This window comes from Rhizobium sp. BR 317 (assembly GCF_047445835.1).
Taxonomy (GTDB): Bacteria; Pseudomonadota; Alphaproteobacteria; order Rhizobiales; family Rhizobiaceae; genus Rhizobium; species Rhizobium paranaense.
Genome location: NZ_JARWLB010000003.1, coordinates 59,836 through 80,601, shown reverse-complemented (window position 1 = coordinate 80,601; position 20,766 = coordinate 59,836). Strand labels below are relative to the sequence as shown.

Annotated in this window: 21 protein-coding genes; 11 read left to right on the top strand and 10 right to left on the bottom strand. The window is 57.8% G+C overall.

The features are described 5' to 3' along the window. Position 1: 1 nt before the first annotated feature. A complete protein-coding gene (holA, locus tag QD357_RS05470; protein ID WP_107106364.1) occupies positions 2 to 1,039 on the top strand; it encodes a DNA polymerase III subunit delta in 1,038 nt (345 codons plus the stop codon). Between the two features lie 14 nt (positions 1,040 to 1,053). Here the strand turns inward: holA and QD357_RS05465 are convergent, their stop codons facing one another. The 8 genes from QD357_RS05465 to hemE form a co-directional block, all read right to left on the bottom strand. After that, positions 1,054 to 1,938 carry a ParB/RepB/Spo0J family partition protein gene (locus tag QD357_RS05465; RefSeq protein WP_107106365.1) on the bottom strand — a complete coding sequence of 295 codons (885 nt, stop codon included), beginning with the start codon at positions 1,936 to 1,938 and terminating at the stop codon, positions 1,054 to 1,056. A gap of 31 nt (positions 1,939 to 1,969) precedes the next feature. Next, positions 1,970 to 2,767, bottom strand: a complete 798-nt coding sequence (locus tag QD357_RS05460; RefSeq protein ID WP_107106366.1) for a ParA family protein — start codon at positions 2,765 to 2,767, stop codon at positions 1,970 to 1,972. A gap of 19 nt (positions 2,768 to 2,786) precedes the next feature. After that, positions 2,787 to 3,404: a 16S rRNA (guanine(527)-N(7))-methyltransferase RsmG gene (rsmG, locus tag QD357_RS05455; RefSeq protein WP_107106367.1), complete on the bottom strand. Its 618-nt coding sequence runs from the start codon at positions 3,402 to 3,404 to the stop codon at positions 2,787 to 2,789. A 25-nt stretch (positions 3,405 to 3,429) separates the two neighbouring features. Next, positions 3,430 to 5,310, bottom strand: a complete 1,881-nt coding sequence (mnmG, locus tag QD357_RS05450; protein WP_107106368.1) for a tRNA uridine-5-carboxymethylaminomethyl(34) synthesis enzyme MnmG — start codon at positions 5,308 to 5,310, stop codon at positions 3,430 to 3,432. 107 nt (positions 5,311 to 5,417) lie between these two features. Continuing rightward, positions 5,418 to 6,737, bottom strand: coding sequence for a tRNA uridine-5-carboxymethylaminomethyl(34) synthesis GTPase MnmE (gene mnmE, locus QD357_RS05445; RefSeq protein WP_107106369.1), 1,320 nt, complete (start codon positions 6,735 to 6,737; stop codon positions 5,418 to 5,420). 243 nt (positions 6,738 to 6,980) lie between these two features. Further along, on the bottom strand, positions 6,981 to 8,246 hold the full coding sequence (rho, locus tag QD357_RS05440) for a transcription termination factor Rho (protein ID WP_004127423.1): 1,266 nt from the start codon (positions 8,244 to 8,246) through the stop codon (positions 6,981 to 6,983). Between the two features lie 201 nt (positions 8,247 to 8,447). After that, positions 8,448 to 9,020, bottom strand: coding sequence for a protoporphyrinogen oxidase HemJ (gene hemJ / locus QD357_RS05435; protein WP_107106370.1), 573 nt, complete (start codon positions 9,018 to 9,020; stop codon positions 8,448 to 8,450). After that, on the bottom strand, positions 8,998 to 10,032 hold the full coding sequence (gene hemE, locus QD357_RS05430; protein WP_107106607.1) for a uroporphyrinogen decarboxylase: 1,035 nt from the start codon (positions 10,030 to 10,032) through the stop codon (positions 8,998 to 9,000). The genes hemJ and hemE overlap by 23 nt, the downstream gene beginning before the upstream one ends. Positions 10,033 to 10,431: 399 nt before the next feature. On the opposite strand from hemE, the gene QD357_RS05425 reads away from it, so the two are divergent. From QD357_RS05425 to dnaQ, 5 genes are read left to right on the top strand one after another with little or no spacing between them, the layout of a single operon-like run. Then, positions 10,432 to 11,253, top strand: coding sequence for a pyruvate, water dikinase regulatory protein (locus QD357_RS05425; protein WP_107106371.1), 822 nt, complete (start codon positions 10,432 to 10,434; stop codon positions 11,251 to 11,253). A gap of 35 nt (positions 11,254 to 11,288) precedes the next feature. Continuing rightward, positions 11,289 to 11,888: a Maf-like protein gene (locus QD357_RS05420; RefSeq protein WP_107106372.1), complete on the top strand. Its 600-nt coding sequence runs from the start codon at positions 11,289 to 11,291 to the stop codon at positions 11,886 to 11,888. Beyond that, positions 11,881 to 12,738, top strand: coding sequence for a shikimate dehydrogenase (locus QD357_RS05415; RefSeq protein WP_107106373.1), 858 nt, complete (start codon positions 11,881 to 11,883; stop codon positions 12,736 to 12,738). The genes QD357_RS05420 and QD357_RS05415 overlap by 8 nt, the downstream gene beginning before the upstream one ends. After that, the gene (coaE, locus tag QD357_RS05410) at positions 12,738 to 13,355 is read left to right on the top strand and encodes a dephospho-CoA kinase (protein WP_107106374.1); all 618 of its coding nucleotides are present in this window, start codon (positions 12,738 to 12,740) and stop codon (positions 13,353 to 13,355) included. The genes QD357_RS05415 and coaE overlap by 1 nt, the downstream gene beginning before the upstream one ends. A gap of 1 nt (position 13,356) precedes the next feature. Then, the gene (gene dnaQ, locus QD357_RS05405) at positions 13,357 to 14,073 is read left to right on the top strand and encodes a DNA polymerase III subunit epsilon (protein WP_107106375.1); all 717 of its coding nucleotides are present in this window, start codon (positions 13,357 to 13,359) and stop codon (positions 14,071 to 14,073) included. Between the two features lie 82 nt (positions 14,074 to 14,155). Here the strand turns inward: dnaQ and secB are convergent, their stop codons facing one another. Both secB and QD357_RS05395 read right to left on the bottom strand, forming a co-directional pair. Then, positions 14,156 to 14,638 (bottom strand): protein-export chaperone SecB, encoded by a 483-nt coding sequence (secB, locus tag QD357_RS05400; protein ID WP_107106376.1) that lies wholly within the window; start codon positions 14,636 to 14,638, stop codon positions 14,156 to 14,158. Between the two features lie 94 nt (positions 14,639 to 14,732). Next, on the bottom strand, positions 14,733 to 15,263 hold the full coding sequence (locus QD357_RS05395) for an FxsA family protein (protein ID WP_107106377.1): 531 nt from the start codon (positions 15,261 to 15,263) through the stop codon (positions 14,733 to 14,735). 145 nt (positions 15,264 to 15,408) lie between these two features. On the opposite strand from QD357_RS05395, the gene QD357_RS05390 reads away from it, so the two are divergent. The 5 genes from QD357_RS05390 to gyrB all read left to right on the top strand — a co-directional run bounded on the left by QD357_RS05390 (position 15,409) and on the right by gyrB (position 20,747). Continuing rightward, positions 15,409 to 16,110: a Tim44/TimA family putative adaptor protein gene (locus QD357_RS05390; protein ID WP_107106378.1), complete on the top strand. Its 702-nt coding sequence runs from the start codon at positions 15,409 to 15,411 to the stop codon at positions 16,108 to 16,110. Beyond that, the gene (locus QD357_RS05385; RefSeq protein ID WP_107106379.1) at positions 16,107 to 17,225 is read left to right on the top strand and encodes a murein transglycosylase A; all 1,119 of its coding nucleotides are present in this window, start codon (positions 16,107 to 16,109) and stop codon (positions 17,223 to 17,225) included. Before QD357_RS05390 ends, QD357_RS05385 begins: the two co-directional genes overlap by 4 nt. Next, on the top strand, positions 17,225 to 17,800 hold the full coding sequence (locus tag QD357_RS05380; RefSeq protein ID WP_107106380.1) for a Smr/MutS family protein: 576 nt from the start codon (positions 17,225 to 17,227) through the stop codon (positions 17,798 to 17,800). The genes QD357_RS05385 and QD357_RS05380 overlap by 1 nt, the downstream gene beginning before the upstream one ends. Continuing rightward, a complete protein-coding gene (locus QD357_RS05375; RefSeq protein ID WP_107106381.1) occupies positions 17,797 to 18,162 on the top strand; it encodes a helix-turn-helix domain-containing protein in 366 nt (121 codons plus the stop codon). The genes QD357_RS05380 and QD357_RS05375 overlap by 4 nt, the downstream gene beginning before the upstream one ends. 149 nt (positions 18,163 to 18,311) lie before the next feature. Continuing rightward, positions 18,312 to 20,747: a DNA topoisomerase (ATP-hydrolyzing) subunit B gene (gene gyrB / locus QD357_RS05370; protein WP_107106382.1), complete on the top strand. Its 2,436-nt coding sequence runs from the start codon at positions 18,312 to 18,314 to the stop codon at positions 20,745 to 20,747. Positions 20,748 to 20,766: the final 19 nt, after the last annotated feature.

Below are 20,766 nucleotides of genomic sequence, written 5' to 3'. Positions count from 1 at the left end.
CATGGCGGAAATCAAATCTCACGAGTTTGACGGATTTCTTCAAAACGCCGCGCGCAATTACCGCCTTTTTGTCATCTATGGTCCTGACCGCGGCCTTGTGTCCGAGCGGGCAGGACAGATCGCCGGCAAGATCGGCGTCGATTTGAACGACCCTTTTTCCCTGATCAAACTCGATGTAGGCGATCTTCAGAACGATCCCGGCCGCTTGCTCGACGAAGTCAACGCTATTGGCCTGTTCGGCGGCGAAAAGCTGGTGTGGATCCGCGGTGCGGCCAATGAAAAGGCTCTTGTCGAATCGCTACAGATCATTGCCGACAATCCGCCGGATGCCAGTTTTGTCATCGTAGAAGCCGGCGATCTGAAAAAGGGCTCCGGCCTTCGTAAGGTAGCTGAAAGCTCCAAAGCTGTCGCAACTATCCCTTGCTATCCCGATGATATTCGCGCACTGAATGCTCTCATTGATACCGAACTCGCCAATGAAAATCTGCGCATTACACCGGCGGCGCGGCAGGTCCTATTGGAGTTTCTAGGCGGCGATCGTATCGCTTCGCGCAATGAGGTCCGCAAACTGGCGCTTTATTGCCGGGGGCAGGGGACGATCGAAGAGGACCATGTCACCGATATTATCGGCGATGCCAGCGCCATTTCGGCGGACGACGCCGTGGACGCCATTCTCAAGGGCGATTCCGAAGCCTTTCTGCATGCCATGCAAAAGATCGCATCCTCCAAGACACCGATGTTTCTGGTCTTGCAGGGCTGCCTCAGACAATTTCAGCTATTGGACGTCATGCGCACCGAAATGGACGAGAAGCGCGTGCCGCCGGCACAGGTCATGCAGACTCTCGGCCGGCATCTGCATTTTCGACGCAAACCGATCATCGAGCAGGCTCTGAAAAGCTGGACGGCCCCGGCAATTGCGCGGGAAATGAACCGATTGCAGGCTGCCATTCTTCAAACGCGGCAGCGCGCCAGTCTGGAAGACACGATCGCCACACAGACGCTGCTGGCGACCACGCTACAATCGGCCCGCAAGGGCTGACTCACGCCAACAGATCAACGCCGCTCCAGCAACCGGCAAATCTCTTCAAGCTGCTCCAGGGTCTTGTAGGAGATCTTGACCTGACCGCCCCTGCCACGATGGTTGATCGAGACATCCAGGCCCAGCGTGTCGGACAATGTTCTTTCCAACGCCAGCGTATCGGAATCCTTCTCGTCCTTGCGGGCGCCCGCGGGCCGGGGATCGTTTTGCGCCTTGATATCATTCTGCGCCAGGCGCTCGGCATCCCGCACCGACATGCCCTTGGAAACGATCGTCCGGGCAAGTGCGGCCGGATCGGAGGTGGAAACCAGGGCACGCGCATGACCGGCCGAAAGGCTGCCGCCGGCAAGCATGTCGCGAACCGGTTCCGGCAGCTTTAGCAGGCGCAGCGAATTGGCGACATGGCTGCGGCTTTTGCCGATGATCTCGCCAAGATCGTTTTGCGTATAACCATGTTCTGCAATCAACTGTTCGTAGCCAAGCGCTTCTTCCAGAGGATTGAGGTCCGCACGCTGAACGTTTTCGACAATGGCGATTTCCAGAGCGGTTTTATCATCGACATCGCGCACGATCACCGGAATTTCGATCAGACCGGCCAGTTGCGCGGCGCGCCAGCGCCTTTCTCCGGCTATGATTTCATAGCGATCGGTCGAAACCGTACGCACGACCACCGGCTGAACGATGCCGTGCTGTCGGATAGAGCTGGCAAGATCGTGCAGCTCGGTTTCGTCGAAATAGCGACGGGGGTTCTTCGGGTTGCGACTGATGAATTCGATCGGCACCATGCGATCCGGATTGACGCTTGGCCTGCCGGCATCCACCGGTGTCGGCTGGTCCATCTCTCCGATGAGGGCGGCCAAACCGCGGCCAAGGCGCCGTTTCGAAAGATCATCATTCATCGCAATTACTCACTCCAGAACAAATAGTGAATCAAGCCGCCGCCTTGCGCTGCCGCTCCCGCTGGATCACTTCCGACGCCAGTTGCAGATAGGCTTGGCTGCCGGCGCATTTCAGATCGTAAAGGATTGCAGGTTTGCCATAAGACGGCGCTTCAGACACGCGAACATTGCGCGGGATCAACGTGTGGTAGACCTTCTCACCCAAATGCGTCCGCACGTCGTTGACGACCTGCTGTGCAAGGTTGTTGCGGGAATCAAACATGGTCAAGACAATCCCCTGGATATCGAGCAGAGGATTGACGGTGCGCCGCACCTGATCGACGGTCTCTAGCAACTGGCTCAGACCCTCCAGGGCAAAAAACTCGCACTGCAGCGGCACCAGAACCGAATGGGCTGCCGCCATGGCGTTCATGGTGAGCAGATTGAACGAGGGAGGGCAATCGACCAGGATATAGGAGAAGGCTGTAGCGCCTGCACCATTCAGAGCGCGGCGTAGCCGGAAGACGCGGTCGGCCTGCTGGGCGATTTCCATCTCGATGCCGAGCAAATCCATCGTCGAGGGAACGATGTAGAGATTCGGAACCGCCGTTTCTTGGACCGTATCGAGAATCGTATGGGTCCCGACCAGAAGATCATAGGAGGATACTTTTCGATCCCGCCGCTCAATGCCTAAGCCGGTGCTGGCGTTGCCTTGCGGATCGAGATCGACGATCAGAACACGTTCGCCGATCGCAGCCAACGCCGTGGCCAGGTTGATCGCAGTGGTTGTCTTGCCGACACCGCCCTTTTGATTTGCGATAGTAATAATCCGGTTTCGCTCGCCGATCATTGCCGCATATCCATTATGGTTAAATTCGACGTCGAGGGCGATTTAACTCCAAAACAACAGAATCTCGCTCGACAACACTGTTGTGTTTTACCAGACCAAATTCCCACCGACCACGGGCTTTCTCGACCTCGCGCTCGTAATCCCGGCCTTTATGCAGCAGCAACCGGATATTTTCATTGCGCTCCGCCCACGGTGCTGCGTAGTCCAGCAGCACATCCAGCTCGGCGAGCGCTCTTGCTGAAATCACGTCGCAGTAGGGAATGACCTTCACCGCCTCTTCAATGCGGACGGCATGGACAGCGCCGCGGGCCTCACATTCCCTGAGGCAGACTCGCAAAAACGCAGCCTTTTTCTGATTGCTCTCCACCAGATCGACATGCCCATCCGCCTGTTCCGCAAGGAGAATCGCGGTGATGATACCGGGAAACCCGCCGCCGCTTCCGAGGTCAACCCATCGAGCTGGCTTCGGATGAAGTTGAAAGATCTGGGCGCTATCGGCGATATGTCTTTGCCAGAGGTCGTTGATAGTAGAGGGTGCAACCAAATTGATAGTCTTCGCCCACTTCTGAAAGAGCTCAGCAAAGTGCTGCAGACGTCCTTGTGTTTCACGTGAAACACGCACACCGTTTAATTCCATGGCAGGACTCTCACACCTTGCAATCTCAGGAAACAAGCTTCCGCTCTTCCGGTCCAATCTGCTTCCGCAGGTGGGCTAGCAAGAGCGATATCGCCGCCGGCGTCATCCCGTCGATCCGCGACGCCTGCGCAATATTTTTTGGTCGTGACACGGTCAACTTCTGTTTCAGCTCATTCGATAGGCCGGATAGTCCTGAGAAATCAAAGTTCAACGGAATCAGACGTTCCTCTTCGCGACGCACCTGCACGATGTCGGAGGTTTGGCGATCCATATAGACCGCATAAGCAGCCTCGATCTCGACAGCTTCGACAACGCGCCCCTCAATCGAGCTCAACTCCGGCCACAAAGCAGACAGCGATTCGATGGATTGGCCCGGATAGGACAGCAGATCATATGCCGATCGGCGCTGGCCATCCTTGTTCAAATGCAGCCCGGCTTTCGCCGCTTCTGTCGGAGTGACGCTCAAGCCCTTCAATTGAGTCCGTGCCTGCTCTAGCTTCTCCATATATCCATTAAACCGTTCAGCGCGATTTGCGCCGACGCAGCCAATGGAGATACCGAGAGGTGTCAGCCGAACATCGGCGTTGTCTGCCCGCAGCGACAAACGATATTCGGCGCGCGATGTGAACATGCGATAGGGCTCAGCTACGCCGCGCGACGTGAGATCGTCAATCATCACACCGATATAGGATTCCGTGCGGCTGAACTGTATAGCCTCGCCACCAGCGGCCAAACGAGCTGCGTTCAGGCCGGCAATTAAGCCCTGCGCTCCGGCTTCCTCGTATCCGGTCGTCCCATTGATCTGCCCTGCCAGAAACAGCCCGGGAATCTTCATCACTTCAAGTGATGGCTTCAACTCGCGTGGGTCAACATGGTCATATTCAATCGCATAGCCGCACTGCAGAATCCGAACTCGTTCCAGGCCCGGAATGGTTCGGATAAAGGCGTCCTGAACCTCCTCTGGAAGCGACGTCGATATTCCATTCGGATAGATGGTGGTGTCGTCCAGTCCCTCGGGTTCCAGAAAAATCTGGTGGCCGTCGCGTTCGCCGAATTTGACGATCTTGTCCTCGATTGACGGGCAGTAGCGCGGCCCGACACCTTCGATCTGGCCAGAATACATCGCCGACCGCATGAGATTGTCAGCGATGATCTTATGGGTTTCTGAGGTTGTCCGCGTCACGCCACATTCGATTTGCGGATTGACGATGGTATCCGTCATGAAGGAAAACGGCACTGGCTCATCATCGGCACCTTGGCGTCCTACAGAATCCCAATCAACGGTCGTGCCATCCAGGCGCGCCGGCGTGCCAGTCTTCAGGCGGCCAAGCGCCAGGCCGTAGCGTTGCAGCGTGGCGGACAGCCCCATCGAGGGTTCCTCGCCGACACGGCCGGCCGGAATCTTTTTGTCACCAATATGGATCAGGCCGCGGAGAAACGTGCCGGTCGTCAGGACGACAGCACCGCAGCGGAGAACGCGGCCGTCCTTCAGAACCACCGCTGAAACGCGATCGTTCTCGATAGCGAGATCAAAGGCATCGCCTTCGACCACGTCCAGATTTTCGATCGCATTAATTTCGGCTTGCATGGCGAGACGATAAAGCTTGCGATCCGCCTGTGTACGGGGGCCGCGAACGGCCGGACCCTTCTTCCGATTCAGCATACGGAACTGGATGCCTGCCGCATCTGCGACCCGACCCATCAAGCCGTCAAGCGCGTCAATCTCGCGAACCAGATGACCCTTGCCCAGACCACCAATTGCCGGATTACAGGACATCACACCAATCGTATCGCGCTTATGAGTGACCAGGGCTGTTTGCGCGCCCCAGCGGGCAGCCGCAGCCGCAGCTTCGCTGCCCGCATGTCCACCACCCACGACTATCACGTCATATGTCTTATCGAGCATTGTCAGAACCTCGGTATTGCCGTCTCTTTGGCACACCAAATTTAGGAGTCAAGAAGGTTTCACGTGAAACGTTTTCTACGGCATGTCCGCGCCGTGTTTCACGTGAATCATTTGCCGATGCAGAATTCGGAGAAGATGACATCGAGCAGATCCTCGACATCAACCCTTCCGGTAATGCGGCCCAAACTATGCGCCGCCTGCCGCAGGAATTCCGCTCGTATATCCAGTCCAGCAGAAACGGAGCTTACGGCGCACCCCAGTGATTCAAGGCTATCCGCCAAAAGCGTCCGATGTCTCAAACGACTTGGCAACGCCAGCGATAGAGCTGCAGACCGCATTAGCAAATCGTTAACCAACAACTGGTGCAATTCCGTCAGACCAGTCCCAGTCGTAGAGGAAATGCAGAGATCGTAGCTTCCAGCTTCGATCGGATGAATATCCGATTTGGTGCCAATCCGAAAGACTTTCCCATTGAACCCGGCAAAGTCCGTTTGTGCGGTAACACCAATTTCAGCAAGCGAGAGGATGATATCCGCTTCTGCCGCCGTCTTCAGAGCCCGCTTGATCCCCTCGCGTTCGATGACTTCATCCGTGTCTCGCAGTCCGGCGGTATCATAGAGTCTAACCGCATATCCCTCGATATTGAGATCAATATGCAGAACATCGCGCGTCGTCCCGGCAATATCCGTCACGATCGCCACTTCTCGCCGCGCCAGTGCGTTCATCAAGCTCGACTTGCCGGCGTTGGGCGCGCCAGCAATGACAACCTTCAACCCGTCCCTGACGATCTCACCAAAATCGGCGCCAGCGAGATGATCCGACAATTCGGACTGCAGCTTCGCCATATCCGCCCAGACCATATCGGACACTGAGCCTGGAACATCGTCTTCATCGGCAAAATCCAATTCAGCCTCGATGAGAGCACGAGCACGCGTCAAACGGTCGGCCCATCCCTCATAGAGCTCCGAAAGGCCACCCGCTGTGTGTTCCACGGCCAATCGCCGCTGCATTTCCGTCTCGGCGGCAATGAGATCTGCCAAGCCTTCCACTTCCACGAGGTCCATCTTGCCATTCTCAAGGGCACGGCGCGAAAATTCGCCATGTTCGGCCATCCGACATCCCTGGAAGGACGCCAGCTCTTTGAGGAGGGCGGCAACAACAGCTTTGCCCCCGTGAATGTGAATCTCGGCGCAATCCTCGCCGGTAAAGGAAGCCGGAGCAGGAAAAATAAGAACCAGTCCACGGTCGACAACAAGACCGTTTCGAGTCCGAATCGTTTTTAACGCCGCTTGCCGTGGCTTTGGTAGCGATCCAACGAGCGTCTTTGTCGCGACCAGAGCCTCCGGCCCGCTGATGCGCACGACTCCGACCCCAGCCGGCAGACCGCCGCTCGATAGCGCAAAGATCGTGTCGTTAAAATTCTGCATGGGATTGATCCGCGTCCGAATCGTTTTGGCCGAGATCGATTTTCAAAACCTAAAACGCATCGCGACCATTTGGATTCGCTTCCCGCATCTTCGGTCGCCTGTCGTCTCGCAAAACCGCTGCACACTTTTGCGCGACATCTCTTAAAAGTCACGCTCACAAACAAAATCGGGCCGCATAAAAGCGACCCGATCGGTTTCTTTCGACTTGCCTCACTCTGGAGTGAGGATAAATCCGGCTAAGGATTACGTGTTCATCGAGTCGAAGAAGTCCGGATTGTTCTTCGTCTGCTTCAACTTGTCGATGAGGAATTCGATCGCATCGGTCGTACCCATCGGTGCAAGGATACGGCGGAGAACGAAAATCTTCTGGAGATCCTGGCGCGGCACGAGCAGGTCTTCCTTACGAGTGCCGGACTTGAGAATATCCATGGCCGGGAAGATGCGCTTATCGGCAACCTTACGGTCAAGAACGATTTCCGAGTTACCAGTGCCCTTGAACTCTTCGAAGATCACTTCATCCATGCGGCTGCCGGTATCGATCAGCGCGGTCGCGATGATGGTCAGCGAACCACCTTCTTCGATATTACGCGCGGCACCGAAGAAGCGCTTCGGACGCTGCAAGGCGTTGGCGTCGACACCACCAGTCAGAACCTTACCGGAGGAAGGAACGACGGTGTTGTAGGCGCGGCCGAGGCGGGTGATCGAATCGAGCAGGATAACAACGTCACGGCCATGCTCGACTAGGCGCTTGGCCTTTTCGATGACCATCTCGGCAACCTGTACGTGGCGAACGGCCGGTTCATCGAAGGTCGAGGAAATGACCTCGCCGCGCACCGAACGCTGCATATCCGTCACTTCTTCCGGACGTTCGTCGATCAGCAGAACGATCAGATAGCAGTCCGGGTGATTGGCGGTGATCGAATGGGCAATGTTCTGCAGCAGCACTGTCTTACCGGTACGCGGCGGCGCCACGATCAGACCGCGTTGGCCCTTGCCGAGCGGCGCTACGAGATCGATGACGCGCGGCGACAGGTCCTTGGAGGTCGGAACGTCGAGTTCCATACGGAAGCGTTCATTCGGATAAAGCGGCGTCAGATTGTCGAAATGGACTTTGTGACGAATCTTTTCCGGATCGTCAAAATTGATGGTGTTGACCTTCAACAGCGCGAAATAACGCTCGCCTTCCTTCGGTCCGCGGATCGGCCCCTCGACCGTATCGCCCGTCTTCAGCGAGAAACGGCGGATCTGCGACGGGGAGATATAGATATCGTCCGGACCCGGCAGATAATTGGCATTGGCAGAACGCAGGAAACCAAATCCGTCCTGCAGAACCTCGACAACGCCTTCGCCGATAATTTCCACGTCCTGGCTGGCAAGCACCTTCAGAATGGCAAACATCAATTCCTGTTTGCGCATCGTGCTTGCATTTTCGACCTCGAGCGATTCGGCAAAGGCCAGGAGATCGGTCGGGGATTTATTCTTAAGTTCTTGAAGCTTCATTTCAGCCATGAAGGGATTTACTCTGTTTTAGAAAGGGGAAAGGCAATGTTGGTCGTATTCAGAACCGCGATGAGGGTGTTCGCGGGCGACAGAACTGATACATGCCACGAAGAAGAGATGGCGGGAAAATAGCGATTCACTTTGTGCCCCGCAAGGGGGGCTGACAAAATGAAAGAAATTTAACGTCAGTGCTAAGTTTTGCTTCTTATTTCATGCAAACGGCTTCACCACGACGAGAATGACGATCAGGATCATCAACACCGTCGGCGCCTCGTTCATGAACCGCCAGTAGCGGGCCGAATGACGGTTTTCATCGCGCGCAAAGGCTCGAACGGCGCGGCTGAAGAACATATGGACACCCGTCAGCAGCACGACCAGGCCGATCTTGGCATGCAGCCATCCGCCGTGGAAATCATAGACCGACCAGGCGAGATAGAGCCCGAAAATCCAGGTCAGCATCATTGCCGGCGTCATGATCACCCGCAATAGCCGCCGCTCCATCACCTTGAAGGTCTCAGACTGCTGCGAGCCGGGCTCGGCGTCGGTGTGATAGATGAAAAGCCGCGGCATATAGAAGAGCCCGGCCATCCACGAGATCACAGCGATGATATGGAACGCCTTGATCCAGAGGTAGAGATTGTCCGGATGCCAGGCAAACAGGCCAATCGCCAACGCTGCGAATAGGAGGATCATGAAATAGGCGCGCCGGCTGGCGTAGGCGCCTGGACGAGGGTCTATCTGCTTTTCCGCGTTCACCTCGTCACCCCTTCCATGCACGCACATGCTCGACCAGAGCGGTGACGTGAGATGGATCGGCCTGAGGGGTAATGCCATGGCCAAGATTGAAGATCAGCGGACCATGGCCGAGATGCTGCAGGACGTCGTCAATTCCATCCCTGAGGGCCTTGCCGCCGGCAACGACACGCATCGGATCGAGATTGCCCTGCACCGGTCCTTCCTGCTGCAGTTCCTTGGCAAAGGCGAGCGGCACGGACCAGTCGAGACCGATTGCATCGGCCCCCGTCTTCTGCCGGTAGGTCTTCAACATATATCCAGCGCCCTTGGCAAAGGCGATGACCTTTGCTTTCGGCCTCTGTGCCTTGACCGAAGCGATGATTCTGGCAACCGGCTTGACCGCAAAAGCCTCAAACTCCTTTTCGCCGAGAACGCCAGCCCAGGAATCAAAGATCTGCACGGCATCGGCACCGGCATCAATCTGCGCCAAGAGATAGTCGGCGGAAATATCGGCAAGCAGCATCAACAGATGCTCGAATGCCTTTGGATGCCGATAGGCGAAAAGCCGAGCAGGGGCCTGATCCGAAGTGCCGTGGCCAGCGATCATATAGGTCGCAACCGTCCAGGGTGCTCCACAAAATCCGAGCAGCGTCGTTTCCTCAGGCAGCTCGCTGCGCAGCCGCCGCACCGTCTCCATGACCGGGGCCAGATAATCGACCACGCCACCGCCCTTCAGCGCCTGAATGCCGGCTTCATCAATGGGATCCATCTCCGGGCCATGCCCTTCGGTATAACGGACATTGCGCTTCAGCGCGTCGGGGATCACCAGGATATCGGAAAACAGGATCGCAGCATCAAAGCCATATCGCCGGATCGGCTGCATGGTCACTTCGACCGCATGCTCCGGGCTATAACAGAGTTCGAGAAAGCTTCCGGCCTTTGCCCGTGTCTCTCTATATTCCGGAAGATAGCGGCCAGCTTGGCGCATTAGCCAGAGAGGGGGAGGGGTCAGCGTTTCTCCACCCAGCACCCTCATAATCTTCCGGCGTTCATCGCTCACAGACATCACCCCATATAAAACCAAACATATATCTAAGGTTTCTATTTCTTAGAGTCGGTGACTATCAAGGATTAAAATCCATCCACGACTGATCCAAAATGTCGCGCATCCGTCAATATCCGGCAAAGAGTTCAGCATAAGTGCTGGATATGTGGAAAAGCGAAACGTTACGGCAATCTTTTGAAGGACTTGGCTCCTATTTCATTTCAGTCCAGACTGGGGATAAAGTGGGGAGCCTTGCTAACGAATGCAAATTATCCACATTGCCCACAAACCCAAAGAAGCGCCCTCGTCAAAATTCGAAATGTGGAAAAGTCGGCGGTTTTCCACTTGCCCCAGAGCGGTCGGTTCCCGTACCTCTCTTCTCTCCCGAGATATCAACAGGTGATGGAAAGTAGCGTGGAAAACCGGACAAGCTTCTTTCATCTGCATCTGATTTCTGACTCAACGGGCGAGACTCTGATTTCCGCCGGCCGCGCCGCCTCGGTGCAATTCCATGCCAGCCAGCCGCTCGAACATGTTTATCCGCTGATCCGGAATCGCAAACAGCTCCTGCCGGTTCTGGAAGCGATCGACCACAGTCCGGGTATTGTCCTTTATACGATCGTTGACCGCGAGCTTGCCGATTTCATCGACGAGCGCTGCCGCGAAATGGGCGTGCCCTGCGTCAATGTCCTTGAACCAGTCATGAATGTCTTTCAGACCTACCTCGGCACGGCGTCGCGCCGCCGGGTCGGCGCCCAGCATGTCATGAATGCCGATTACTTCGCGCGCATCGAAGCGTTGAACTTCACGATGGATCACGACGATGGGCAGATGCAGGATGACTATAATGATGCCGATGTCGTCCTCGTCGGCATCAGCCGGACATCGAAGACGCCGACCAGCATCTATCTTGCCAACAGAGGCATCAAGACGGCCAACATTCCCATCGTCCATGGCGTGCCGTTGCCCGAAAGTTTGATCCGGGCGACGAAGCCGCTGATCGTCGGGCTGGTGGCGACCACCGACCGGATATCGCAGGTTCGCGAAAATCGTATCCTCGGTGCAACAGCCGGTTTTGATCGCGGTGACTATATCGATCGCGCGACCATCTCCGAGGAGCTGAAATATGCCCGCTCGCTCTGTGCCCGGCACAATTGGCCGGTCATCGACGTCACTCGCCGCTCGATCGAAGAGACCGCCGCCGCCATTGTTGCCCTGCGCCCGAAGCTGCGCTAAGCGCTGAATTCCATGATTTCCGAGGTTCGTTTGATATGACAGCGCCGCTCATCCTTGCTTCTTCCAGCCCATTCCGGTGGATGCTGATGCAAAATGCCGGCCTGCATTTCCAGGCGATCGCGGCTAATATCGATGAACGTGCGATCGAAGCACCGCTGGAGCAGGATGGCGCCGGGCCGGATGCCGTGGCACTGGTGCTCGCCAAGGCCAAGGCGAAAGAGGTGAGCGATCGTTTCCCCGACTCGCTCGTCATCGGTTCAGATCAGACAATGTCGCTTGGCGATGAAGTCTTCCACAAACCGAAGACGATGGCGGATGCGGAAAACCATCTGCGAACGCTATCCGGCAAGACCCATCGTCTGAACAGTGCCATCGCACTGGCGCGCAATGGCGACATCATCTGGGAACATGTGTCCCACGCCGAATTGACCATGCGCGATCTCTCATCCGATTTTATCCATCGCCATCTGAGCCGTGTCGGCGACAAGGCGCTGTCGAGCGTCGGTGCCTATCAGCTCGAGGCGGAGGGGATACAGCTTTTCTCGAAAATCGACGGCGATTATTTTACCATCGTCGGGTTGCCGATGCTGCCGCTCCTTCAGCAGCTTCGCGAACTGGGAGTGATTGATGGGTGATTCACGTGAAACATTCGGCCCCAACGCCTTCGTTACGGGCTTTCCCGTCAAGCATTCCCGCTCACCCTTGATCCATGGCCATTGGCTGCGCGCGCTCGATCTTGCAGGCAGCTATCGCGCCCATGAAGTCTCGCCGGATGATTTTCCGGCCTTCATTGCTTCATTGAAAGATGGCTCAAGCGGCTTCGTCGGCGGTAACGTGACGATCCCGCACAAGGAGACGGCATTTAAGCTGGCGGACCGGCCGGATGAGTTGTCTGAAGAGCTCGGGGCTTCGAACACACTCTGGCTTCAGGACGGATTGCTGCATGCGACGAACACGGATGGCCGCGGTTTCACGGCCAATCTGGATGAGCGCCATCCCGGTTGGGATCGTACCGACCGCGTGGTGATCATGGGTGCCGGCGGCGCCAGCCGGGCCATCATCCAGGCGGTGCGCAATCGTGGTATTGGGGAAATTCATGTCGTCAACCGCACTGTCGAGCGGGCGCGGGAACTGGCGGGTCGGTTCGGCGAGCGTGTGCATGCCCATCCGATGGCAGCGCTGAACGAGGTGATGCGAGGTGCCGGCCTCCTCGTCAACACGACCTCGCTTGGCATGGATGGCGAGGCGGCACCACAGATCGATTTTTCGCCGCTTGCTGAAAATGCCGTCGTCACCGACATTGTGTATGTGCCGCTGAAAACGCCGCTGTTGACTCAGGCAGAAGAACAGGGCTTCGCCATTGTCGATGGCCTTGGCATGTTGTTGCACCAAGCTGTGCCGGGTTTCGAAAAATGGTTCGGCAAGCGTCCGGTGGTGGATGAGGCGCTGCGGGCACTGATCATCGCCGATATGGACAAACATTGATGATCCGCGTTGGCCTCACCGGATCGATCGGCATGGGAAAATCGACGTCGGGAAAACTCTTCGCCGAAGCCGGCATCCCTGTGAATGATGCCGACGCCGTGGTGCATGATCTCTATAGCGGCGAAGCCGTGCCCCTGGTCGAAGCCGCTTTTCCCGGAACGACGAAAGATGGAGCTGTTGACCGCCAGGAACTTGGCCGCAAACTCGCCTCCGATCCATCCGGTTTTAAGCGACTGGAAGCCATCGTCCATCCGCTGGTGCGGCAGCGCGAGCGGGAGTTTTTGGATGAACAGACTGCCGCCGGCGCCGATATCGTCGTGCTCGACATCCCCCTGCTGTTCGAGACCGGCGCCGACGAAAGGGTGGACAAGATCGTCGTCGTCAGTTGCGATCCGCAGATTCAACGGGAAAGAGTGCTTGCCAGGCCGGGCATGACTGAGGAAAAATTCAACATGATTCTCTCCCGCCAGACGCCGGATGCGGAGAAGCGGGCACGGGCCGATTATATCATCGACACCGGCGGCAGCATCGATGCGGCGCGGAAGCAGATAAAAGACATCATAGCCGATCTGCGGCAGCGGCCGGCAGACAATGGATCGACAGGCGGAGAGCCCTGATATGCGTGAAATCATTTTCGATACGGAAACGACCGGCCTCGATAATAGAGCCGACCGTGTCATCGAAATCGGCGGTATCGAACTCTTCAATCACTTCCCGACCGGCAAGACCATCCATATCTATATCAATCCCGGCGACCGCAAGGTCCATCCGGACGCGCTTGCCGTGCACGGCATTACCGACGAATTCCTGAAGGACAAGCCGTCCTTTGCCGATGTTGCCGACGAGATTCTTGCCTTTTTCGGCGAAGCGAAGTGGATCGCCCACAATGCGACGTTCGACATGGGCTTCGTCAATGCCGAATTCGCACGGCTTGGCCGTCCGCCGATCCTGCCCGACATGGTGACCGATACGCTTGCCATGGCTAGGCGCAAACATCCGATGGGGCCGAACTCGCTGGATGCACTTTGCCGTCGCTACGGCATCGACAATTCCCACCGCACCAAACACGGCGCGCTTCTCGACTCCGAATTGCTGGCTGAAGTCTACATCGAGATGATCGGTGGCCGGCAGACGGCCCTTGGTCTCGGCAGCATCAATGGTTCATCTGCACGGTCCCGGCAGGCCGACGATATCGAAGAGATCGCTGCGGATATCCTGGTGCGACCGAAGCCTCTGGCAAGCAGATTGAGCGAGGCCGAGCTGGAAGATCACGCCGCGCTGATCGCCAAGATGGGCGAAAAGGGCATCTGGTCGAAATACCGCACCGTGAATTGAAGACATAGTCCAAGCTCCAAAAGAAAATGCCCGGATCGAAATCCGGGCATTTTTGTTTCCATCGATGGAAAAAATCGAAGGCTTAGTTCGGAACTGCTTCGACCTGGGCGCGGGCCTGTTCTTCCGCAACGCGCTGGGTGAACATCTGCGCGAAATCGATCGGGTCGATCATCAGCGGCGGGAAACCGCCATTGCGGGTGACGTCGGCGATGATCTGACGGGCGAAGGGGAACAGCAGGCGCGGGCACTCGATGAAGAGCAGCGGCAGCATGTGTTCCTGCGGGAAACCGGTGACGCGGAAGACGCCGCCATAGACCAGCTCGGTGTGGAAGAGAACGCGGTCGCCATCCTTGGCTTCGGCATTCAGCGTCAGCACGACGTCGAAATCCGATTCCGACAGCGGGTTGGCGTTGACGTTGACATTGATGTTGATATCGGGGGCGTTTTCCCGGGCCTGCAGCGAGCGCGGAGCACCAGGATTTTCGAAGGAAAGATCCTTGGTGTATTGAGCAAGGATGGAAAGGCTCGGGCTGGCTGCGCCGTTACCGCTGTTCTCGTTGGCCATGGGGGTTTCCTCTGACGTCAATGGGTGTCGCCATCTAGCATTTCGAATAAGGGCTTACAACCCTTGAGGCTTTGGCCGTCCTTGGCCGCTTTGCCTACTCTTCAAGGCGCTTTTTGTCAGACCAGGGCGAGTTGCGATTGGGCTCGCGATGAAAATCGGTTTCGTCCAGATCGACGACATTCCCGGGTCCGCGCGGCCGGGTTTGAGGGCCGGGACCTGAGTTCGGGCCTTGTCCGGCGCCACGTCTGAAGGCGCGCGAGCTGCCCAGAACGACGATGCGCTTCCGCAGAACCTTCCAGGCGAGCTCACGGATCGCCGGAATGAAGAGCAGCAAACCGATAATATCAGAAATGAAGCCAGGCAGCATCAGCAGGAATGCGGCAACGACGATCATAGCGCCATGCACCATCTCGCGTCCCGGATCACCGCCATTGCGGCTCTCGGCGGAAATGCGCTGCAGGATACCGATGCCCTGGATTCTAAGGAGAGCAGCACCTAAGAGGGCGCTAAGGATCACGAGGCCCAATGTCGCCCAGACGCCGACCATCTTGCCGACGATGACGAATCCGGCGATTTCCGCAAGCGGCATCAGAAAGACGAGGATAGGAACGAGGGATATGCGCATGTTAACGTATCCTGGAAGCGGTCTTATACGCTTAGCGTTAGTCTATCGCGTATAATAAAGATACCGGTCCGCTATTTGAATGATAGATCGATGCGGACTATATGGGGATTGAAACTCTTAATTTTAACGGCGGTTCCGATACGAGATGGGTGCAAACGACTTTGTGACGATCTTTTTCCTGGTGGCAGCGGTGCTGATCTTCTTTCAGCTCCGGAGCGTCCTTGGCCGCCGCACGGGGAATGAGAAGCCGCCGCGCGATCTCTATGGTTCTCCCGATTCTGCTACGGGTCCGACCGTACCGGATGCCGGCAAGGTGGTGACCCTGCCGCGACGCGATGCGACAGAGGATGAGGATCGCTTTGCTGCCATCGACGCCTTCACGGCAGCAGGCACGCCGCTCAACGATTCGCTGCGCGAACTGAGCAAGGCCGATCCCAACTTCAATCCGAAGGAATTCGTCAACGGCGCCCGCATGGCCTACGAGATGATCGTCATGGCCTTTGCCGATGGTGATCGCAAGGCGCTGAAGGGCCTGTTGTCGCGCGAGGTCTATGAAGGCTTCGATGCCGCCATTACCGAGCGCGAAACCAGGGGCGAAAAGGTGAAGTCTACCTTTGTCGGCATTGATAAGGCCGATATCCTCAGCGCCGAGATGAAGGGCACGGAAGCCTTTGTGACGATGCGCATCGTCAGCCAGATGATTTCGGCGACCTATGACAAGGCCGGCACGCTGATCGACGGCGATGCCGAAGCCGTTGCCGAGATCAGCGATCTCTGGACCTTTGCCCGCGACAGCCGTTCGCGTGATCCGAACTGGAAACTCGTGGCGACCGAATCCGAACAATGACGACCCCATCGCAGGATTTCAGGCTTGAGCCGGCAACCTTCGCCGATCTGAAGGGCTGGAAGGATGACGATCCTTCCGGCCTTTTTCGCGCCATGGAAGACTGTCGAGCCCATATCAGAGATGTAAAGCCCTATCGCACCGGCGCAGCCGGGCTGACCGCAAATGACCTTCTGGCCCTGCTCGACGAGGCCAAGGGTTATGAGCCCAGGGATGCCGCCGAGGCCCGAGCCTTCTTCGAAGAACGCTGCCAGCCCTTCTTCATTCGCCGAGGCGACGGCGCCAGAGGTTTCGTCACTGCTTTCTACGAGCCGGAGATCGCAGTCTCCGCAACGCCGGACGAGACCTATCGCTACCCCTTCTATCGCCGGCCGGACGATCTGATCGACCTCGACGACACCAACCGGCCTACGGATCTCGATCCGTCCTATATGTTCGGCCGCCTCAAGGATGGGATCATCTCCGCTTATCCCGATCGTGGCGAGATCGATCGAGGATATCTGAAGGGCAGGGGCCTGGAGATCGCCTGGGCGAAGTCCGAGGTCGATGTCTTCTTCGTGCATGTCCAGGGAGCGGCGCGATTGCTCTATCCCGATGGGCGGATGGGTCGCATCACCTATGCCGCCAAGGCCGGTCATCCCTTCTCGGCCGTCGGCCGTCTGCTGATCGAGCGCGGCGTGCTCGACAGGACGACGATTTCGATGCAGACGATCCGCGATTGGCTCTATGCCCATCCGCAGGAAGTCGATGAGGTGCTGTGGCACAACAGGTCCTACATCTTCTTTCGTGAGGCCGATGTCAGCGATGCCTCGCTCGGTCCGATCGCAGCGGCGAAGGTGCCGCTGGTTGCCGGCCGCTCGCTGGCGGTCGACCGGTTGATCCACACCTTTGGCTTTCCCTTCTTCATCCAGTCGGAAAGCCTGACCCATCTCGATGGCGGCAAGCCTTTTGGGCGGCTGATGCTGGCGCTCGATACCGGCTCGGCGATCGTTGGCCCGGCGCGTGGGGATATCTTTACCGGTTCCGGCTACGATGCCGGAGAGCTTGCCGGCACCGTGCGCAATGATGCGGATTTTTATATATTGGTTCCGAAGGCGGCAGCTCAGAGGTTCGGCTGATGGCTTCAGAACGACAGACCAAGGAACGAAAGCTCAGTACGGACGAACGCATCCTCTGGGGCAAGGTGGCGAAAAGCACCCGGCCGATGCCGGAACGGCTCGCCGATATCGAAGCTTTCGACGAGGTTCTGGCGGCGGAGGCACAGGCCGAAGAGACCGCACGCGCCGCGAAGGCGACGGTCTCTGCCGATCCGCAAACTGCGCCGGTACCAGCCAAACAACCCTCCGGCACGCATCATCCGCTGGAACGCCCGGTCAAGCGCAAGATCGCCAAGGGCCGGCTGGCGCTGGAAGCACGGATCGACCTTCACGGGCTGATCCAGAGCGAGGCGCACGCCATGCTCCTCGATTTTCTGCTGCGGGCGCATCAGCGCGGCCTTCGCCATGTGCTTGTCATCACTGGCAAGGGCAGCTCCATGGGCAGCGAGGGCGCCTTGAAGCGTGCCGTGCCGATGTGGTTTTCCAAGCCGGAATTCCGGTTCCTGATTTCGTCCTATGAGACGGCGGCGCAGCATCATGGCGGTGATGGCGCTCTCTATATCCGCCTGTCGCGGCTGAAGGGGGAGAGGCTGTGACCCCCTTCGGCGAAGCGGTGAGAAAACTCAGGGCGCGCAAGGGTGTCTCGCAGAAGGAAATGGCCGCGGCCTTGAATGTGACTCCGGCTTATTTATCCGCCTTAGAACATGGAAAGCGCGGTACGCCGACCTTCGATCTGCTGCAGCGTATCGCCGGATACTTCAACATCATCTGGGATGAGGCCGAGGAATTGTTCCTGCTGGCGCGCTTTTCCGACCCGCGCGTCGTCGTCGATACCTCTGGCCTGGCGCCCGAATATACGGCCTTTGTCAATCGGTTGGCAGGCCAGATTCGCGGTCTCGATGCAGCAACGATCAGGGAGCTGTCCCAGCTTCTCGAAAATGCCGGTAAAAGCGGCTGAAAACCGCCTTAATCCCCTGCTTTATGCCTGATATGAGGGGCCTTCCATTTGGAAGTTCGGGGCGAAACATCCTATATTCAGGGAAAGAAAAACCGCTGATTCGGCAGTGATCGGCAGGGTTCTCTAAAACACTGGAAAGACTTCAATAAATGACCGACACATCCGTAACCGAAAACGGCGGCAATGCCGAGTATGGCGCAGATTCCATCAAGGTTCTGAAGGGCCTTGATGCGGTGCGCAAGCGCCCCGGCATGTACATCGGCGACACGGATGACGGCTCGGGCCTGCATCACATGGTTTATGAGGTGGTCGACAACGCCATCGACGAGGCGCTGGCCGGTCATGCCGACATCGTCACGGTGGCGCTGAATCCCGATGGTTCGGTGACCGTCACCGACAACGGTCGTGGCATCCCGACGGACATCCACACCGGCGAAGGTGTTTCCGCGGCCGAAGTCATCATGACCCAGCTCCACGCCGGCGGTAAGTTCGACCAGAACTCCTATAAGGTTTCCGGCGGTCTGCATGGCGTCGGCGTCTCCGTCGTCAACGCGCTGTCCGTCTGGCTGAAACTGAAGATCCGCCGCCAGGGCAAGATCCATGAAATGAGCTTCACCCACGGCGTCGCCGATGCGCCGCTCAGGGAGACCGGCGATGCCGGCAACGAGACGGGCACGGAAGTTAGCTTCATGCCGAGTTCGCTGACCTTCACGATGACGGAATTCGACTACGCGACCTTGGAGCATCGCCTGCGCGAACTGGCGTTCCTGAATTCCGGCGTCCGTATTCTCCTGACCGACAAGCGGCATTCGGACATCAGGCAGGAAGAAATGATCTACGACGGTGGCCTCGAAGCTTTCGTCTCTTATCTCGATCGCGCCAAGAAGCCGCTGGTCGACAAGCCGGTTTCCATCCGCGGCGAAAAGGATGGCATCACCGTCGAAGTGGCGATGTGGTGGAACGACAGCTACCACGAAAACGTGCTCTGCTTCACCAACAACATCCCGCAGCGCGATGGCGGCACGCATATGGCCGGCTTCCGTGGCGCGCTGACGCGCCAGATCACCTCCTATGCCGACACTTCCGGCATCACCAAGAAGGAAAAGGTGACGCTGACGGGTGATGATTGCCGCGAAGGCCTAACGGCGGTGCTTTCGGTAAAGGTTCCGGACCCGAAATTTTCCTCGCAGACCAAGGACAAGCTGGTGTCGTCGGAAGTGCGTCCGGTGGTCGAAAGCCTCGTCAACGAAGCGCTGAGCACCTGGCTTGAAGAACATCCGGCCGATGCGAAGGTGCTAGTCGGCAAGGTCGTCGAAGCCGCCGCCGCCCGCGAAGCCGCCCGCAAGGCGCGTGAACTGACCCGGCGCAAGGGCGCTCTCGATATTGCGTCTTTGCCCGGCAAGCTTGCCGACTGCTCCGAACGCGATCCGGCCAAGTCCGAAGTCTTCCTTGTGGAGGGCGATTCGGCAGGCGGTTCGGCCAAGCAGGGCCGTTCGCGCGAAAACCAGGCCATCCTGCCGCTGCGCGGTAAGATCCTCAACGTCGAGCGCGCCCGCTTCGACAAGATGCTGTCGAGCCAGGAAATCGGCACGCTGATCACCGCCCTTGGCACCGGCATCGGCAAGGACGAGTTCAACGCCGACAAGCTGCGCTACCACAAGATCATCATCATGACGGACGCCGACGTCGACGGCGCTCACATTCGCACGCTGCTGCTCACTTTCTTCTTCCGCCAGATGCCCGATCTCATCGAGCGCGGTCATCTCTATATCGCACAGCCGCCGCTCTATAAGGTGACGCGCGGCAAATCCGTGCAATATGTGAAGGATGAGAAGGCGCTGGAAGAATATCTGATCGGCCAGGGTCTCGAGGATGCCAGCCTGCGTCTCGGCACCGGTGAAGTCCGCGCCGGCCAGGATCTGCGCGAGGTCATTGCCGATGCGCTGCGCCTGCGCACGCTGATCGACAATTTGCATTCTCGCTATAACCGCGCCGTCGTCGAACAGGCGGCGATTGCCGGCGCCCTGAATGCCGAGTTGGTCAGCAACCCGGCACGGGCCGAAAGCCTGGTGAATGATGTTGCCAAGCGGCTCGACATCATTGCCGAGGAAACTGAACGCGGTTGGAGCGGTGGTCTCACCAGCGAAGGCGGCTTGCGTTTCGAGCGCATGGTGCGGGGCGTCAAGGAAGTTGTCGTTCTCGACATGGCGCTGATCGGTTCGCAGGACGCACGTCTTATCGATCAGCTCGCTTCGCGCCTCAAGGAGACCTACGACCTGCCGCCGAAGCTCGCTCGTCGCGACGGCGAAACCGAGATTTCCGGTCCGCGCATGCTGCTGGAAACCATCTTCGCCGGCGGCCGCAAGGGTCTTACCATGCAGCGCTACAAGGGTCTCGGCGAGATGAATGCCGAGCAGCTTTGGGAAACGACACTCGATCCGAACGTCCGTTCGCTGCTGCAGGTCAAGGTCACCGATGCGACCGATGCCGACGGTTTGTTTGCCCGGCTCATGGGCGACGAGGTCGAGCCCCGGCGCGAATTTATTCAGGACAACGCACTGAGCGTCGCCAACCTCGATATCTGATCGCTGATTTCAGAAATTA

Coding starts and splice junctions, on each gene's coding strand:
- gyrB (WP_107106382.1), top strand. CDS start 18,312: ATGACCGACACATCCGTAACCGAAAACGGCGGCAATGCCGAGTATGGC.
- rsmG (WP_107106367.1), bottom strand. CDS start 3,404: ATGGAATTAAACGGTGTGCGTGTTTCACGTGAAACACAAGGACGTCTG.
- rho (WP_004127423.1), bottom strand. CDS start 8,246: ATGGCTGAAATGAAGCTTCAAGAACTTAAGAATAAATCCCCGACCGAT.
- QD357_RS05385 (WP_107106379.1), top strand. CDS start 16,107: ATGACGACCCCATCGCAGGATTTCAGGCTTGAGCCGGCAACCTTCGCC.
- QD357_RS05460 (WP_107106366.1), bottom strand. CDS start 2,767: ATGATCGGCGAGCGAAACCGGATTATTACTATCGCAAATCAAAAGGGC.
- secB (WP_107106376.1), bottom strand. CDS start 14,638: ATGGCCAACGAGAACAGCGGTAACGGCGCAGCCAGCCCGAGCCTTTCC.
- QD357_RS05465 (WP_107106365.1), bottom strand. CDS start 1,938: ATGAATGATGATCTTTCGAAACGGCGCCTTGGCCGCGGTTTGGCCGCC.
- QD357_RS05415 (WP_107106373.1), top strand. CDS start 11,881: ATGGGTGATTCACGTGAAACATTCGGCCCCAACGCCTTCGTTACGGGC.
- QD357_RS05390 (WP_107106378.1), top strand. CDS start 15,409: ATGGGTGCAAACGACTTTGTGACGATCTTTTTCCTGGTGGCAGCGGTG.
- QD357_RS05380 (WP_107106380.1), top strand. CDS start 17,225: ATGGCTTCAGAACGACAGACCAAGGAACGAAAGCTCAGTACGGACGAA.
- mnmG (WP_107106368.1), bottom strand. CDS start 5,310: ATGCTCGATAAGACATATGACGTGATAGTCGTGGGTGGTGGACATGCG.
- dnaQ (WP_107106375.1), top strand. CDS start 13,357: ATGCGTGAAATCATTTTCGATACGGAAACGACCGGCCTCGATAATAGA.
- coaE (WP_107106374.1), top strand. CDS start 12,738: ATGATCCGCGTTGGCCTCACCGGATCGATCGGCATGGGAAAATCGACG.
- QD357_RS05395 (WP_107106377.1), bottom strand. CDS start 15,263: ATGCGCATATCCCTCGTTCCTATCCTCGTCTTTCTGATGCCGCTTGCG.
- QD357_RS05420 (WP_107106372.1), top strand. CDS start 11,289: ATGACAGCGCCGCTCATCCTTGCTTCTTCCAGCCCATTCCGGTGGATG.
- mnmE (WP_107106369.1), bottom strand. CDS start 6,737: ATGCAGAATTTTAACGACACGATCTTTGCGCTATCGAGCGGCGGTCTG.
- hemJ (WP_107106370.1), bottom strand. CDS start 9,020: ATGTGCGTGCATGGAAGGGGTGACGAGGTGAACGCGGAAAAGCAGATA.
- holA (WP_107106364.1), top strand. CDS start 2: ATGGCGGAAATCAAATCTCACGAGTTTGACGGATTTCTTCAAAACGCC.